Genomic DNA, 14,914 nt, shown 5'->3' with positions numbered 1-14,914 from the left:
GGTAATTAGAAACGGTAGCCCGCGCCGAACATAAACACCCACGGATCAAGACGCGTATTAATGCTCTGCTCTACACCACCCGCTTTAAACTTCACGTCGGACTCGATATTCATCCACCAGACCGACATATTCAGCATCCAGTTTTCACTGACCATGTAATCCATGCCTGCCTGACCGGCAACACCCCATGAATCTTTTACACTCAAATCCGTCAGACCCGCAGCCGTGCCCGTACTGTTAAATTTCTCATCAAAGAAAGTGGTGTAGTTTAGGCCGATACCCAGATACGGGCGCAGTTTGTCTTGTTTGTCGCGGAAATAGTATTGCACCATCAATGTAGGGGGTAATTGCTTAACTTCAGCAATATCTCCGGTTGGCCCGAGGCCAATTTTATGGCGGAACGGCGTGGCGGCCAGCAGTTCTACCCCAATATTGTCCGTGACCAGATAACTGAAGGTCAGGCCCAACTGGGTATTATTATCCGCTTTGAAGGAACCATAACCTAATACGTCATCAGACCCAGTATTTGGCCTGACAGTTGCTGTCCCTGCCCGGAAAATATAATCGCCTGCTTGATGCGCGTTTGCCGCAGTGGGTGCCAGAGTGGCTACGGCTAACAGTGCCAAAGTGATTTTTTTCATTATCCATTCCATTTGTAGGTATATTCGCGAACAGAATATACCTATAAATGACTATTTATGATCTATTCGAGATCACATCTTTTGGAACAACTTAAATAAATCCTATTTTAAGTAAGGTTATTTAATCCATTAATTACATTGAAATTGATCTGGATCATAAAAGCAGATTTGGCACAAAATGTGCTGCTCGGCATTGATGGAAAATGAAACTACGGAGATGCTGCTATGCTTGGATGTTAACTGTGTGAGATCGTCAACGGTTGGCTGTTTACAGGGTCAGCAATCCATACTGCGCCCGCGCCCATACACACTATGGGTTATCACCGTTACCTATTGATAACGTCGAGGTAATTAGTGCGAAGAAATGTGTCGTCTGCCAATGTCAGTGTCCCACTGCGCCCCATAACAAGGTATAATCATTAGCTAAGCATTATTTTTTCGACCCCAAGGAGCTTTCATGCCTATCACGGCTAACACTTTATACCGTGACAGTTTTAACTTTTTACGTAATCAACTACCGGCGATCCTGTTGCTGGCCCTGTTGACTGCGTTCATTACCGTCATGCTGAATCAAGCTTTTATCCCTGATGCTGAGCAACTGGGTCTTTTAAGTGCCACGGAAAATGACATTACGTCATCGGCAAGTGTGAGCATCAGTGAAATTGTGTCGCAAATGACACCAGAGCAGCAAATAGTGCTACTCAAAGTCTCTGCTGCGGCCACCTTCTCTGCATTAGTCGGTAACGTGTTATTAGTGGGGGGAATGCTAACGCTGATCTCGATGGTCTCTCAGGGGCGTCGTGTAAGCGCATTGCAGGCAATTGGTATTTCCGTACCTATTTTGCCTCGCTTACTGCTACTAATGTTTATCGGTACCTTGTTGATTCAGTTAGGATTGACGATGTTTATCGTGCCGGGTATCGTCATTGCGGTCGCGCTGTCGCTGTCGCCCATTATTGTGACCACTGAAAAGATCGGGGTTTTTGCCGCCATCAAAGCCAGCACCAAACTGGCCTTCGCCAATGTGCGGTTAATTATCCCTGCCATGATGTTGTGGATAGCGGCTAAATTAATTTTGCTGTATCTGGTGAGCCATCTCACTGCTCTGCCAACGCCTATTGCGACGGTTATTTTAAGTGCACTGAGTAATCTGGTTTCTGCACTATTACTGGTGTATCTGTTCCGTTTATATATGTTGCTGCGACCAAGTGACGCCACAACTGAATAAATAGCCAGTCAGTTCAAATCCTAAAAAGGGCCATGACGGCCCTTTTTGCTGTTCACTCTTCATCAATAATGAAAACCGATCAGCTCATTTCAGCGTCTCCCCCCGCTTCCGACATGGGAGCCTCTGGCTCGGACTTCTCAGCAACCCGCTGTTTACTCTGAATAAGCTTAAGTGCCAGATAGAGATCCGGCACCAAAATCAGGTCTTCATCGTGGCTTTTCAGCCGATTAATGCGGAACCAGCGGGTCAGTTCAGTACGCCTTCCGGCGAGTATCAGCTTAATATTGCGCTGCTTTAGATCGCGCTTAAGCTCATCGATCGCCGCCAGCACACTGATATCGGCGTAGGTAAAACTGGCGACCGCATCAATCACCACCCAATCCGCCGGATGAGGTGTACTATCGACCAAATTCAGAATCCGTCGCTTAAAATAGGCCACATTAAAATAGGTCAGAGGTGAGTTAAAACGATAAATCATCACGCCGGGCACGGGTTTAATGCCATTTCCGCTGCGCATTGAATGAATCATACCATCGGCATTCACCCCCAATAGCTGCTCTGTCGGGCGGAATATTGTGCGCAAGAATTGCAATAAACCCAATAATACCGCCAACCCAATGCCACTGATCACGCCGACCAATACCACGCTGACGAAGGTAAATATCGCCAGATAGAAGGCCTGCGTATTACGTTTACGTAACTGCCATAAACTGCGGAATCCGAGCAGTGACCAAGCGGCGTAAATCAGCACCACCCCCAGCGCTGCGGTGGGAATATATTGCAGCGGACGAGTTAAAAACAGCAGCACCATCGCAATGACCAGCGCGGCAATAATCGACACCAATTGGCTCTTGCCATTATTGGCATCATTCACCGCAGTGCGGGTACTGGCCCCACTGATAGCAAAACCTTGGGATAATGCGGAAACAATATTGGTGATGCCCAATGCACGCAGCTCGATATCCGCATCTACTTCATAGCCATTTTTAGCAGCAAAGCTGCGGGCGGTCAGCATCATGCTGACAAAACTAACCACCGCAAGGTTCAGTGCCGGAATCACCATATCGCGCAGTAAGCCCGGTTGGAAATCAGGCCAATGCACCATCGGCAGCCCGCCCTCAAACCCACCGACGACTGAAACACCAAATTGCGCCATATTGGCCGCCCAAGAGACGAAGGTCGCGATGACGATCGCCAGCAACGGTGCAGGCCAGTTTGGCCGTAGCCATTTAACGCCATACAGCACCACAAAAGTCAGCAATGAAATAGCGACAGTCGGCAAATGGCTGTTAATCAAATTATGTGGCAGTGCTAGCACCCGCTCAATCAGTTGCGGCGGCCGGGTCATAAAACCAAAGACCTTCCCTAACTGATCGACAATAATGGTAATTGCCACACCATTAAGTAGGCCGGTCAATATTGGCCGTGATAATAAGTCGGCCAGAGCGCCAAGCTTGAAGCGGCTGGCCACCAGACACCATGTGCCCATCATCAATGTCATCATGATGGTTAACTGCCAATGAACCTCACTGCTCCCCGCCGCCAGCGGAGCAACCACGGCGGCGATCACTGCACAAGTGGCGGCATCTGGCCCGACAATCAATTGCCGCGATGAACCAAAAAATGCATACACAATCATGGGCAAAATACAGGAATACAAACCGACAGCGGCACTAACACCGGTCAATTCGGCATAAGCAATGGCAATAGGCAGCGCCACTGCGGCCACGGATAATCCCGCCCTGACATCAGGCTTGAGCCAGTCACGCTCATAAGCCATTAATTGGGTTAAACCCGGCATCCAATGCCGAAGTGATTTTCTCTGCATACTGACTCCATCAAACCCCAACCCAACATTTATCACTTATCATGCTGGGTTATAGCATCACTGGCAATATGCTGACTAAATCTGTTACTTGTTTATCGTAAGTTTCTGCAAATTCCACTGGCAGAGCGCGCATTCCGATGGATAATTAAGGATAATAGTCTTTTACCGCCAGTACCCTCACCTCACTGAATCCGGTATAGTCGGCCGGTGTACAAATGATGGATTGATTCATGAAGCAACTTTTAGATTTTCTCCCTTTGGTCGTGTTTTTCGTTTTCTACAAGATGTATGACATTTTTGTCGCCTCTGGGGCATTGATTGTCGCCACATTATTGGCGTTAGCCTTTACCTGGCTGAAGTTCCGTAAGGTAGAGAAGATGACGCTGATCACCGCCGCGATGGTGTTGGTGTTCGGCACCTTGACGCTGGCCTTCCACAGCGACTTATTCATTAAATGGAAAGTGACGGTGCTGTATGCACTGTTTGCCGTCGCTTTGTTGGTAAGCCAATGGTTTATGAAGAAGCCATTGATTCAGCGGATGCTCGGCAAAGAGCTGACACTGCCTGATACTGTCTGGTCAACACTGAATATGGCATGGGCGCTGTTCTTTTTGGCGTGCGGCCTACTGAATATCTATGTGGCGTTCTGGTTACCACAGGATATCTGGGTGAACTTTAAAGTCTTTGGCTTGACCGCGATGACCTTGGTATTCACCCTCATCAGCGGCGTTTATATTTATCGCCATATGCCGGAAGAGCAGAAAAAATCATAATTTCGAATAACTATTAACCGAAGTCATTGGCGTTGCGCGAATATCCCCGCAACGCCAAATACCCCGATTTAGAAGCAGGCAGAGATGACTCAGGAACAACTATCACCTCGCGGTGAGCAATCATTACCTAACGGCGAATTAGTGCTTCGCACTCTTGCTATGCCCGCAGATACCAATGCCAATGGCGATATCTTCGGCGGCTGGTTAATGTCGCAAATGGACATTGGCGGTGCCATTCAGGCCAAAGAGATAGCACATGGGCGCGTGGTCACGGTAAGAGTTGATGGGATGACTTTCCTCAAACCGGTTGCGGTGGGTGATGTGGTCTGTTGCTATGCGCGTTGTATTAAAACGGGCCGTAGCTCAATTACCATCAATATTGAAGTCTGGGTGAAAAAGGTCTCTTCCGAGCCTATCGGTCAGCGCTATCGCGCCACTGAAGCGGTATTTACCTATGTGGCGGTTGATGATGCAGGTCAAGCCCGTGGGCTGCCAGAGGGCCGAGGGAATTTTGAGGTTGGCGCAACACAATAGCGGCTAACCTGTGCTACAGATGCTCGTGCTACAGATGTCAAAAGGGTCGCCCTCAAAGCGACCCTTTCTATTTGATGACCGAGTATCTGACAGACGGTTAATCCATTTCCATCGTGCCACCAATCTTGAAGACAATGGTGGTGACATAATCTTTGGCCGCCACCGCTTCAAAGCGCCATTTGCGCATCACTTGCTTTACTTCACGCTCAAAGGTATTACGCGGCGTAGCTTCCAGAATTCGCACATTGGTGACACGGCCATCTTCGTCGATATCATATTGTACTTTCACCTGCCCTTCGACGCCCAACGCCAGCGCCCTTGCTGGATAGGTCGGTTTCGCCTTGCTTAATGCTCTTGGCCCTGCCGTGGTCGATGCCCCCGGTGCCGCCGCTTTCGGTGCTGATTTTACCGGGGCATTATTCGTCACTAGTGCAGGCTCATCGGATTTAAATGGCTTGTCATCCGGCGGTGCTTCCGTTTTCTTCACTTCCGGCTTTTTGACCTCTTTTTTCACCGGTTTCGGCTTAGGCTTAGGTTTGGGTTTGACCGGTTCAGGGATGGGTACGGGAACAGGCTCTGGCAGCACTTCAGGTTCAGGCGGTGCTTCTTCAATCGGTTCGGGTTCAGGTTCGGCTTGTGGTTCTGCCGCCGCGGGTTGTGGTGCGGCAAAGTCAGCAACATTGACCATCGTCACAGCAATAGGGGCATCCTCTATTTCAGGCTGGACTCTCATTTTCTCTACCGAAACATACAGTAACGCCGCGACTACGCTGCCATGTAACCCGACTGAAAATACGATTGGCCACGTAAGCCGGCGACCCCGGAAAAATTTATTTAGCTGCATAATAATTCAGTGTCCTCTAATACAGCTAAGTTTAAATGCAAATAGCAATCATATTCAATACGCAACTGCAAACAATCTCCCCCTTCCTCCTTAAATGGTGCTTAAAACAGCGATAGCAACGAAATAACACTTTCTGTTTACCGCCAGTGATCATTTTATTTCATTATAAATGACCTCTGTACTCACTTGATCAGCGGCGATATAGCCCGTTTCGCCCATGATTGAATTTATCGGATGAACATGTTGTTATGGCTTACTGAATGAGTCACTGGGGTGAGTGTCCGCCGCCAACATCCTTGATGCTTGATATATGACGAACAGACCAATTTGAAAGGTGAAACATGCTGTATGTAATCTTTGCTACTGATATCCCTGATTCACTTGAAAAGCGCTTATCCGTGCGCCCTGCCCATTTGGCGCGGTTACAAGCGCTACAGGATCAAGGGCGTCTAGTAACCGCCGGTCCTAACCCTGCCATCGACAGCGCAGACCCCGGTGCTGCCGGGTTTACCGGCTCTACTGTGATCGCCGAGTTTGCTTCACAACAGGCGGCTGAAAGCTGGGCCGAGCAAGATCCTTACGTCGCCGCTGGTGTTTATCAATCCGTTATCGTCAAACCCTATAAGCGCGTATTCTAAGCCCATCATCATCTCTAAGGGCCGCGAACTCCCCTTGCGGTCTCTATTCCAACTGACTATTACATCTCTTTAATCATCTTTACTCATCATTACTGAGAATCAGTGTCTAATCGGATATAGGTTTTTTGTATCGTGACGTTGAGTCATTTTGTTAAATACGGAGATGAAGACTATGCAGTGTCCAGTATGCAAAGATACCCAACTGGTGATGTCTGAACGTAAAAGCATTGAGATTGATTATTGCCCAAACTGTCGGGGTGTCTGGCTGGATCGCGGGGAACTCGATAAAATCATTGAAAAATCAGTTGAGAGCGCACCCGCACCTGCGGCGGCAGCCCCTTATGCTGATAACAGAGACCGCGATCGTGACCATGGTCGTGACCGCGACCATCATGGCTATTCAAAATCTAAGCCCTACAAGAAGAAAAGTTTTCTGTCCGAATTGTTTGATTAACCCCATGGCTCGCATCATTGATGCTGCATTCATCAGTACGCCTGCACCTAGGCGTACTTTTTATGATTACATCTGAAATGGATGCCTTAGCCAGTCCAGATTGAACTCACTAAACTTTGTAGTGCTTCAACCAATGCTCTTCGCAGGCATCAACGGCTTTATCCAACATATGTGCGGGTGATTTTAATATCATATGATCTTTTCTTACCCAGACAGGATAAGTGTGTTTGCCAGCAGCAATGACTTGCTCAGCATAAATAGCGGCGTGGTAGATCAGCTCAGACTCCTCACAATAAATTTCGTACTTATAAAGTGCGGTGCTGACTTTCAAATCTCCGAAGAAGACGGTTTTAGCTAATTTATATTGAGACATGAACGATAAGCCTTTGCTGTAATAGGGATGACATCATCCACCGAACCGCGTGATATAACTGTGATATTCGCAGCAAAAGCCCCCTAACCTCATGTCCCATGAGCAAAAATCCGGATTTACTCTAGCGGTAATAGATTAACGTCATTCAGCGGCAATGAGTTAAATAGGTAACCTTGCATAGCATCAACGCCGATATCAGCTAACTGGGTAAATTGCTGGCGCGTCTCGACGCCCTCCACAATCACGCACTGGCAATGATCGCGCAATCGTGTGACAAGATTTTCGAAGGTGACACTCCCTGCCCATTGCCAGTAAAAATGTTTATCCACTTTGACACACTCAAAGAAGCCACTGGCCACTGCTGCGAGGTGAGAGTTACCGCTGCCAAAATCGTCCAACCACAAGGCGTATCGTTCAGCTAACTTACTTAATAGCGTATTCTTTGGCCCATCACTGAGATTAGGGAAACTCTCCATGATCTCCAGCCGGATAAAGGGCATCGACCCTAACAACGAGATGATCTCCTTGTTGTCCAGCACCGCCTGTGCCATATCAAAATCTATATTTATCGAGAGTATTATTTGATGATCAATAAACCATCTTTGGTGGATGGCGACAGCAAATAATTGGTCACATAACAATTTCGTCTTCATCGGAGCATTAAGTTGATGCAGGAAGCGCTCAGTATAAATGGGCGCTTTAAAAGAGGTTGTCGTAAACCGACTCAATAACTCCACAGCAAATAACTGACCATTCCGCCTGTAAACCGGCTCACAGATAAAAGCACAATCAACTGCAATGTTTAGCCTGCTACCCACGATTAAATCCTTTTAATTAATAAGGATAACAGTATTGATCAATTGATAAAATTGATCAATTTTTTATTATTGATCACTAAAATCGATGAATATGCTAGCCAAAAAAGCAGAGCCAAAAAATCAACCCATTGATAGATAGGAAATATTAGTTAAATATGACGATTAATAAACTTATTATTTCATAATCACATATTTTACTGGGGGGAATGGCCGCTTCGAACAACCAAACAGTAACACCCCTGAAACTGAACGATCAGAACGAAGCGACCTAATATATAGAGTAGCGCTATGTCATTCTTATGTGAAATAAACTGATAATCTACTATGTTGCACTTTTTATTATTAACAGCAACATAGGAATTATCGCATTTTGATAATTTAGGATAGGTCTATTTTTTCTGCGATGAAACTCAGCATTTCAAGTGAAAAATATCCTCATTGAAATAAAAGCTGGTAACAATTTATTGACAAGAAAACTTAAAACCACAGAACCATGGAAAAAATCATAGGGAGTATCAGGGGTAAAAAAGGATTAAGTGCCTGACGTTTATCATGGATAAAACAAAAACAGCCTCATAAAGAGACTGTTTTTATTACCACCTCAGCGAATCACCATTCATAAGCAACCGTGAACAATAGCGACCTACGATGCTGATGTTCATTGCGCTGCCTAATGCTATAGATATGACGATAACGCCGTGATTGACCTTCAAGCCAGCGACTTCTTCGCCGCTGATTTTGCCGCAGCATACGCCAACGGCCCACCTCATTTTTACTCCGTCTCATGAAACAACTCTTCCCTCGCTGAGAACTGGGCTATTATAAACCTTTCACCTCTTCAGCCAAGTCGCTGTTGGATTAAATCCTCTATTTCGCGAAAATGCCCTATTTTTCTTTATCCAGACAGACCCAAAATAACCGCTCAATTATTGAATTACCCGTTGCAAGTCCTTTAGGTTAAAAGATTTTATCCGACAATATCTCTGATTAAAGGTTTCGCCTTTGCCATACTGTGCGTACACTCTTTAGTGACCGTTTGTGAACAGGATTTCCGCCCTCATGACAACATTTTATACCGTAATCAGCTGGCTCTCAGTTTTTGGCTATTGGTTGCTTATTGCCGGGGTAACGTTGCGTATTCTGATGAAGCGCAGAGCCGTTCCTTCGGCCATGGCATGGCTGCTTGTTATCTATATTCTGCCGTTGGTCGGAATCATCGCCTACCTCTCGTTTGGCGAGCTGCATCTTGGCAAGCGCCGCGCCGAGCGGGCAAAAGCCATGTGGCCCTCGACTGCGCGTTGGTTGAGTGAGTTGAAGGATTGCCAACACATTTTTGCCAGTTCCAATAGTGAAGTCGCCACGCCCCTGTTTCAACTGTGCGAACGCCGCCAAGGCATCAGCGGCGTTAAAGGTAATCAATTACAGTTATTGACCACCACTGACGACACATTAAAAGCGCTAGTACGAGATATTGAATTAGCCCGCCATAATATAGAGATGGTGTTTTATATCTGGCAACCCGGCGGTTTGGTTGATCAGGTGGCTGAATCCTTAATGTCTGCCGCACGCCGTGGCGTCCATTGCAGACTGATGTTAGATTCTGCCGGTAGCCAACAATTCTTCCGCACCCCATACCCCGCCATGATGCGCAATGCCGGAATTGAGGTGGTCGAAGCGCTTAAAGTGAATGTCTTCCGCGTTTTTTTACGCCGAATGGATTTACGCCAACATCGCAAAATCGTCTTGATTGATAACTATGTCGCCTATACCGGCAGCATGAATATGGTTGACCCGCGCTTCTTCAAACAAGATGCCGGAGTAGGCCAGTGGATTGACATGATGGCACGGATGGAGGGGCCAGTGGCGACCACCATGGGCATCGTCTATGCCTGCGACTGGGAGATTGAAACCGGTAAACGTATTCTGCCTCCCCCGCCGGATAACCACATTATGCCGTTCGAAGAGGAGAGCGGCCACACGATTCAGGTGATCGCCTCTGGACCGGGCTTCCCTGAAGAGATGATTCATCAGGCATTATTAACAGCCGTGTATGCCGCTCGCGAACAGTTAATCATGACCACCCCCTATTTCGTGCCCAGTGATGATTTACTGCATGCCATCTGTACCGCCGCACAGCGGGGTGTTGATGTCAGTATTATTGTGCCGAGGGAAAATGACTCAATGATGGTCCGTTGGGCAAGCAGAGCTTTCTTTTCGGAACTACTGGAAGCCGGGGTCAAAATTTACCAGTTTGAAGGTGGGCTGCTGCACAGTAAGAGTGTGCTGGTCGATGGTCAACTGAGTCTGGTGGGCACTGTCAATCTGGATATGCGCAGCTTATGGCTGAACTTTGAAGTTACTCTGGTGATTGACGATGATGGTTTTGGTGCTGATTTAGCCCAAGTGCAAGACGACTACATTGCCCGCTCGGTGTTATTAGATGGCGAGCTGTGGAATAAGCGCCCTCTCTGGCACCGCGTCACTGAGCGGCTATTCTACTTCTTCAGCCCGCTATTATAAGGCGACAGTCGTTCATGGTCGTCCTATTGAAGATTCTCTGAGTTATTGACTTCAGGCCGCATAATAATTGTAAAAGCGGTCTGGAGAGTGTTTTAATGAGCGCAATCTGCAAATGATAATGGGAATCTGCAAATGGACCAGAATGCACAAGAGCCAAGCTCAATGGATCTCAATAACCGCCTGACTGAAGATGAAACACTGGAACAGGCTTACGATATTTTTCTCGAGCTGGCGGGTGATAACCTCGACCCAGCCGACATTTTACTGTTTAACCTCCAGTTCGAAGAGCGTGGCGGTGCTGAGTTGTTTGACCCCGCAGAAGACTGGCAAGATCATGTCGATTTTGATTTGAATCCTGACTTTTTCGCCGAAGTGGTCATTGGTCTTGCAGAGAGTGATGGTGAAGAGATAAATGATGTCTTTGCCCGTGTTCTTTTATGCCGCGAGAAAGACCATAAACTTTGCCATATTTTGTGGAAAGAATAAAGTTATCAAAAAATAAAGAGTTAACCATTGCCCCGCAGTTCAATCCCGGGGCAATGTATCTTAATTATCTTTAGCGAGAATACAAATAAAATACAGGAGTGTTCTGTATTTTTAACAGTACAGCTCTATACGATATTAGACGCCATTATTAGAATGTGCTGGAAACTTACTATTAGTTTCCGCAACCATCTTTCAACTTACCGTACTCGATTAAGTCTTTAAAAATTGAGAATATATTCAACCCTGGAGTCACATACTTCACCACTGTCGCGATTATCTTATCACATTGTTTTTTAAAGTCTTTTTCTCCATACTCACCTTGTTCATTAATTGCAAAAGCAGAAGATGAAAGTAAAAGTAATGATGAAAGTAAAAGTAATTTTTTCATATGCTACCCCTTAAATTGAACATAAAAGTATATAAATTAATTACAGTGTAATTTAAACAGTCATTTAATTAAATGACAATAACACATTAACTTAATATATTTTAATTCGTCAATGAGACTAATGAAATAAAATTAATTCATTAAATCAATCAGCCAATTTATTTTATTTAACTTTAATATTTATATTTATATTATAGACTTTAAATGTTAATTCAATTTTTGAATGGCTGAATTAAAAAAGACATACCCTAAATAATTCGAGTTTCAGGAAGGCGACAACGGAGTAAGTCTCAGGAACTTATGTATTTTAAGGTCAACAACACGTTGGACCCTAGCTAACAGATCAGTATTTCGTATTATATTCTTGACTACGCCTGCCGTGAACGATGCAGACGTAGTCGCAGAAAATCACCAAGTTACAGTGGATCAACTTTAAGGCACGAAACCGCGTGGCGGAAACTCCCTTCTAACAAAGGACGGGTTTTCGCACATTCTGGCCCAGCAATGGGGCAACGAGTCCGGAACACGCAGCCTGATGGTGGGTTAATCGGCGAAGGCAACTCCCCCTCCAACAACTGAATGACTTTTGCCCTCTCTTTATCGGGATCAGGAATGGGCACCGCCGACATCAGCGCCTTGGTATAAGGGTGCTGCGGGTTATGATAAACCTCATCATAAGTCCCCAACTCAACAGCATGGCCCAGATACATCACTAAAACTCGGTCAGAGATGTGTTTTACCACCGCCAAATCATGGGCAATGAAAATCAGTGACAGCCCCATTTCACGCTGCAATTGCTGCAACAAGTTCACCACCTGCGCCTGAATGGAGACATCCAGCGCAGAGACCGGCTCATCGCAAATCACCAACTTCGGCTCAAGAATCAGCGCGCGGGCAATACCAATACGTTGGCACTGACCACCGGAAAACTCGTGGGGGTAGCGGTTGATTAAGTTTGGCAGTAAGCCCACCTTCAGCATCATCGCCTTAACTTTATCTTTAATCTCTTGGCGCGGCATTTTGGGGTGATAAGTTCGCAGCGGCTCAGCAATGATTTCACCAATCGTCATTCGCGGATTCAATGACGCCAGCGGATCCTGAAATATCATCTGGATATCACTGCGAATGTCGCGCCACTCAGTCGCATTCATGTTAAGCAAATCTTTGCCTAACCATGCCACACTGCCGCCAGTGGCTTTCACCAAGCCAATAATAGCGCGAGCAAAAGTCGATTTACCGCAACCTGACTCACCTACTACACCCAAGGTTTCGCCTTCATACAGACGCAACGTCACGCCATCAACGGCTTTCAATGTTTTCGAGGGTTGCCAGAACCACTGTTTACCATCCTGAATATCAAAATGCACTTTCAGGTCGGCCACTTCCAACAACACTTTTTTCTCTGTCATGGCATTCATACCAACTCCCCTACTGGCTTGTAGCAGGCGCGTAAACGGCCCTCACCGAAATTCTCCAATGCCGGTGCCGATGCGCAGCGATCCATGGCATATTGGCAACGGGGCTGGAACGGACACCCTTTCGGCAGACGCAGTAAATTCGGCGGATTACCCGGTATAGTCATCAGAGAGTCGCCCTCGGCATCAAGGCGAGGAACCGCATTCAGCAAACCAATAGAATAAGGGTGACTTGGGTGATAAAACACATCGCGGGCTTGACCATATTCCATCGTTCGCCCTGCATACATCACCAAAACTTTATTACAGATACCCGCAACCACCCCCAAGTCATGGGTGATCATGATGATCGCGGTATTGAACTCGCGCTTTAGTTCATTCAGCAAAGTCATGATTTGAGCCTGAACCGTTACATCCAGTGCCGTAGTCGGTTCATCCGCAATCAATAACTTCGGCCGGCACAGCAGCGCCATCGCAATCATGACACGCTGGCGCATACCGCCAGAGAATTCATGCGGATACATACGCATCCGTTTACGCGCTTCCGGCATTTTTACCGCATCGAGCATGCGGATTGACTCTTCGAACGCTTCGCTTTTACTCATCTTTTTATGCAGTTGCAGCACTTCCATGAGCTGCTCACCTACCCGCATATAAGGGTTCAGCGAGGTCATTGGGTCTTGGAAAATCATCGAGATCTCTTCGGCCCGCAAACGGTTCAACTGCTTCTCGGGCAGATTCAGGATCTCCCGGCCATTAAATTTCGCCGAGCCGCCTATCCGGCCATTGCTGGCGAGCAGCCCCATCAAAGCGAACGCTGTTTGAGATTTTCCAGAACCTGATTCGCCTACAATGCCCAATGTTTCCCCAGCGCGCAGGTCAAAATTGAGGGCATTGACTGCGGTCACATCGCCGTCCGGCGTGCTGAAGGTCACGGTAAGATCTTTGACATCCAACAGAACATTTTGGTTTTGTTCCAACTGTGCATTTTGTTCCAACAATGCAGATTGCTGAACAGCAGACTGATTATTAATAGTCGTCATGGTGTGACTCCTCAGCGATCTTTCGGGTCGAGAGCATCACGCAAGCCATCGCCGATAAAGTTGAAACAGAACAATGTCACTACCAAGAATCCGGCAGGAAACATCAATAACCAAGGCGAAACTTCCATTGAGTTGGCACCATCACTCAGCAATGCGCCCCAACTACTGAGCGGCTCTTGTGTCCCTAAACCGAGGAAACTTAGGAAAGATTCGAACAAAATCATGCTGGGAACCAGCAAAGAAGCGTACACCACCACCACACCTAATACGTTCGGGACGATATGACGCAAGACGATATGGCGAGTGGAAACACCCCCCACCAATGCCGCTTCGATAAACTCTTTTCGCTTCAGACTTAATGTCTGCCCACGAACAATACGCGCCATATCCAGCCAAGAGACCATGCCGATCGCCACAAATATCAACAGAATATTCTGGCCAAAGAAGGTCACCAGCAAAATAACGAAAAACATAAACGGAAATGAGTTAAGGATTTCCAGTAAGCGCATCATCAGTGAGTCCACTTTCCCACCTAAATAGCCCGACAAAGATCCATATAATGTGCCGACAACCACCGCAACCAGCGCCGCAGCCACCCCCACCATCAATGATATCCTCCCCCCAATGGCGACACGGACCAGTAGATCACGGCCAGAGGAGTCGGTGCCAAAATAGTGCCCAGACTCAAGATTAGGTGCCGCTGACATCATGCCCCAGTCAGTATCCGAATAGCTAAACTGCGCTAACATCGGGGCCAGAATAACAAACAGAGTAATCAACATTAGGATCACCAAACTGGTGATCGCCGCACGGTTATGAATAAAGCGGCGGCGGGCATCCTGCCAAAGGCTACGCCCTTCAACTTCCAGTTTTTCACTGAAAACTTCCAGAGCTTCGCTATTTTTCTTGCTCAACATAATTGGCGTGCTCC

The 14,914-nt window shown here is 46.9% G+C and carries 17 protein-coding genes; 7 read left to right on the top strand and 10 right to left on the bottom strand.

The genetic code is table 11. The annotated features are described in order from the left end of the window. Window positions 1–5 precede the first annotated feature (5 nt). Window positions 6–641 carry an outer membrane protein OmpW gene (ompW, locus tag HRD69_RS15150; RefSeq protein WP_080545026.1) on the bottom strand — a complete coding sequence of 212 codons (636 nt, stop codon included), beginning with the start codon at window positions 639–641 and terminating at the stop codon, window positions 6–8. Between the two features lie 457 nt (window positions 642–1,098). Between ompW and HRD69_RS15145 the strand changes: the two genes are divergently transcribed. Beyond that, window positions 1,099–1,869, top strand: coding sequence for a YciC family protein (locus tag HRD69_RS15145; RefSeq protein WP_004875176.1), 771 nt, complete (start codon window positions 1,099–1,101; stop codon window positions 1,867–1,869). Window positions 1,870–1,948: 79 nt separating this feature from the next. Here the strand turns inward: HRD69_RS15145 and HRD69_RS15140 are convergent, their stop codons facing one another. After that, window positions 1,949–3,697 (bottom strand): SulP family inorganic anion transporter, encoded by a 1,749-nt coding sequence (locus HRD69_RS15140; RefSeq protein WP_032814398.1) that lies wholly within the window; start codon window positions 3,695–3,697, stop codon window positions 1,949–1,951. A gap of 230 nt (window positions 3,698–3,927) precedes the next feature. Here HRD69_RS15140 and HRD69_RS15135 point away from each other — a divergent pair, with 230 nt between their 5' ends. Together HRD69_RS15135 and yciA are read left to right on the top strand one after the other, a co-directional pair. After that, entirely contained in the window at window positions 3,928–4,470 is a 543-nt protein-coding gene (locus tag HRD69_RS15135) for a septation protein A (RefSeq protein ID WP_032814399.1), read from the top strand. 84 nt (window positions 4,471–4,554) lie between these two features. Continuing rightward, window positions 4,555–5,004: an acyl-CoA thioester hydrolase YciA gene (gene yciA / locus HRD69_RS15130; RefSeq protein ID WP_004875179.1), complete on the top strand. Its 450-nt coding sequence runs from the start codon at window positions 4,555–4,557 to the stop codon at window positions 5,002–5,004. Window positions 5,005–5,101: 97 nt separating this feature from the next. On the opposite strand, the gene tonB is transcribed toward yciA, so the two are convergent. After that, a complete protein-coding gene (gene tonB, locus HRD69_RS15125) occupies window positions 5,102–5,848 on the bottom strand; it encodes a TonB system transport protein TonB (RefSeq protein ID WP_032814401.1) in 747 nt (248 codons plus the stop codon). A gap of 341 nt (window positions 5,849–6,189) precedes the next feature. Here tonB and HRD69_RS15120 point away from each other — a divergent pair, with 341 nt between their 5' ends. Both HRD69_RS15120 and HRD69_RS15115 read left to right on the top strand, forming a co-directional pair. Then, window positions 6,190–6,486: a YciI family protein gene (locus HRD69_RS15120; RefSeq protein WP_004875181.1), complete on the top strand. Its 297-nt coding sequence runs from the start codon at window positions 6,190–6,192 to the stop codon at window positions 6,484–6,486. Window positions 6,487–6,658: 172 nt separating this feature from the next. Continuing rightward, window positions 6,659–6,940, top strand: coding sequence for a TFIIB-type zinc ribbon-containing protein (locus HRD69_RS15115; protein ID WP_032814403.1), 282 nt, complete (start codon window positions 6,659–6,661; stop codon window positions 6,938–6,940). 109 nt (window positions 6,941–7,049) lie between these two features. On the opposite strand, the gene HRD69_RS15110 is transcribed toward HRD69_RS15115, so the two are convergent. From HRD69_RS15110 to HRD69_RS15100, 3 genes are all read right to left on the bottom strand, one after another. Further along, entirely contained in the window at window positions 7,050–7,313 is a 264-nt protein-coding gene (locus HRD69_RS15110; RefSeq protein WP_004875183.1) for a hypothetical protein, read from the bottom strand. 116 nt (window positions 7,314–7,429) lie between these two features. Next, the gene (locus tag HRD69_RS15105; protein ID WP_032814404.1) at window positions 7,430–8,131 is read right to left on the bottom strand and encodes an EAL domain-containing protein; all 702 of its coding nucleotides are present in this window, start codon (window positions 8,129–8,131) and stop codon (window positions 7,430–7,432) included. A 609-nt stretch (window positions 8,132–8,740) separates the two neighbouring features. Next, window positions 8,741–8,917 carry a YciY family protein gene (locus HRD69_RS15100; RefSeq protein WP_071984843.1) on the bottom strand — a complete coding sequence of 59 codons (177 nt, stop codon included), beginning with the start codon at window positions 8,915–8,917 and terminating at the stop codon, window positions 8,741–8,743. Between the two features lie 273 nt (window positions 8,918–9,190). Here HRD69_RS15100 and cls point away from each other — a divergent pair, with 273 nt between their 5' ends. After that, on the top strand, window positions 9,191–10,651 hold the full coding sequence (cls, locus tag HRD69_RS15095; RefSeq protein WP_032814405.1) for a cardiolipin synthase: 1,461 nt from the start codon (window positions 9,191–9,193) through the stop codon (window positions 10,649–10,651). 162 nt (window positions 10,652–10,813) lie between these two features. Beyond that, entirely contained in the window at window positions 10,814–11,137 is a 324-nt protein-coding gene (locus HRD69_RS15090; RefSeq protein ID WP_032814461.1) for an HI1450 family dsDNA-mimic protein, read from the top strand. Between the two features lie 172 nt (window positions 11,138–11,309). On the opposite strand, the gene HRD69_RS15085 is transcribed toward HRD69_RS15090, so the two are convergent. From HRD69_RS15085 to oppC, 4 genes are all read right to left on the bottom strand, one after another. Next, the gene (locus HRD69_RS15085) at window positions 11,310–11,525 is read right to left on the bottom strand and encodes a hypothetical protein (protein ID WP_004875187.1); all 216 of its coding nucleotides are present in this window, start codon (window positions 11,523–11,525) and stop codon (window positions 11,310–11,312) included. 416 nt (window positions 11,526–11,941) lie between these two features. Then, entirely contained in the window at window positions 11,942–12,943 is a 1,002-nt protein-coding gene (gene oppF / locus HRD69_RS15080; protein WP_032814407.1) for a murein tripeptide/oligopeptide ABC transporter ATP binding protein OppF, read from the bottom strand. Then, entirely contained in the window at window positions 12,940–13,983 is a 1,044-nt protein-coding gene (oppD, locus tag HRD69_RS15075) for an ABC transporter ATP-binding protein (protein ID WP_004875189.1), read from the bottom strand. The genes oppF and oppD overlap by 4 nt, the downstream gene beginning before the upstream one ends. Before the next feature lie 11 nt (window positions 13,984–13,994). After that, entirely contained in the window at window positions 13,995–14,903 is a 909-nt protein-coding gene (gene oppC, locus HRD69_RS15070) for an oligopeptide ABC transporter permease OppC (RefSeq protein ID WP_032814409.1), read from the bottom strand. Window positions 14,904–14,914: the final 11 nt, after the last annotated feature.

The organism is Yersinia mollaretii ATCC 43969 (assembly GCF_013282725.1).
Lineage (GTDB): Bacteria > Pseudomonadota > Gammaproteobacteria > Enterobacterales > Enterobacteriaceae > Yersinia > Yersinia mollaretii.
Note: the sequence above shows the minus strand (reverse complement) of the source record. Positions and strands in the feature narration are given on the sequence as shown.

What these genes read in the sequence shown, in the direction of transcription:
- cls (WP_032814405.1), top strand. Translation starts at nt 9,191, where the DNA reads ATGACAACATTTTATACCGTAATCAGCTGGCTCTCAGTTTTTGGCTAT.
- HRD69_RS15100 (WP_071984843.1), bottom strand. Translation starts at nt 8,917, where the DNA reads ATGAGACGGAGTAAAAATGAGGTGGGCCGTTGGCGTATGCTGCGGCAA.
- tonB (WP_032814401.1), bottom strand. Translation starts at nt 5,848, where the DNA reads ATGCAGCTAAATAAATTTTTCCGGGGTCGCCGGCTTACGTGGCCAATC.
- oppF (WP_032814407.1), bottom strand. Translation starts at nt 12,943, where the DNA reads ATGAATGCCATGACAGAGAAAAAAGTGTTGTTGGAAGTGGCCGACCTG.
- yciA (WP_004875179.1), top strand. Translation starts at nt 4,555, where the DNA reads ATGACTCAGGAACAACTATCACCTCGCGGTGAGCAATCATTACCTAAC.
- HRD69_RS15110 (WP_004875183.1), bottom strand. Translation starts at nt 7,313, where the DNA reads ATGTCTCAATATAAATTAGCTAAAACCGTCTTCTTCGGAGATTTGAAA.
- HRD69_RS15085 (WP_004875187.1), bottom strand. Translation starts at nt 11,525, where the DNA reads ATGAAAAAATTACTTTTACTTTCATCATTACTTTTACTTTCATCTTCT.
- HRD69_RS15090 (WP_032814461.1), top strand. Translation starts at nt 10,814, where the DNA reads ATGGATCTCAATAACCGCCTGACTGAAGATGAAACACTGGAACAGGCT.
- HRD69_RS15135 (WP_032814399.1), top strand. Translation starts at nt 3,928, where the DNA reads ATGAAGCAACTTTTAGATTTTCTCCCTTTGGTCGTGTTTTTCGTTTTC.
- ompW (WP_080545026.1), bottom strand. Translation starts at nt 641, where the DNA reads ATGAAAAAAATCACTTTGGCACTGTTAGCCGTAGCCACTCTGGCACCC.
- HRD69_RS15115 (WP_032814403.1), top strand. Translation starts at nt 6,659, where the DNA reads ATGCAGTGTCCAGTATGCAAAGATACCCAACTGGTGATGTCTGAACGT.
- oppD (WP_004875189.1), bottom strand. Translation starts at nt 13,983, where the DNA reads ATGACGACTATTAATAATCAGTCTGCTGTTCAGCAATCTGCATTGTTG.
- HRD69_RS15120 (WP_004875181.1), top strand. Translation starts at nt 6,190, where the DNA reads ATGCTGTATGTAATCTTTGCTACTGATATCCCTGATTCACTTGAAAAG.
- HRD69_RS15140 (WP_032814398.1), bottom strand. Translation starts at nt 3,697, where the DNA reads ATGCAGAGAAAATCACTTCGGCATTGGATGCCGGGTTTAACCCAATTA.
- HRD69_RS15145 (WP_004875176.1), top strand. Translation starts at nt 1,099, where the DNA reads ATGCCTATCACGGCTAACACTTTATACCGTGACAGTTTTAACTTTTTA.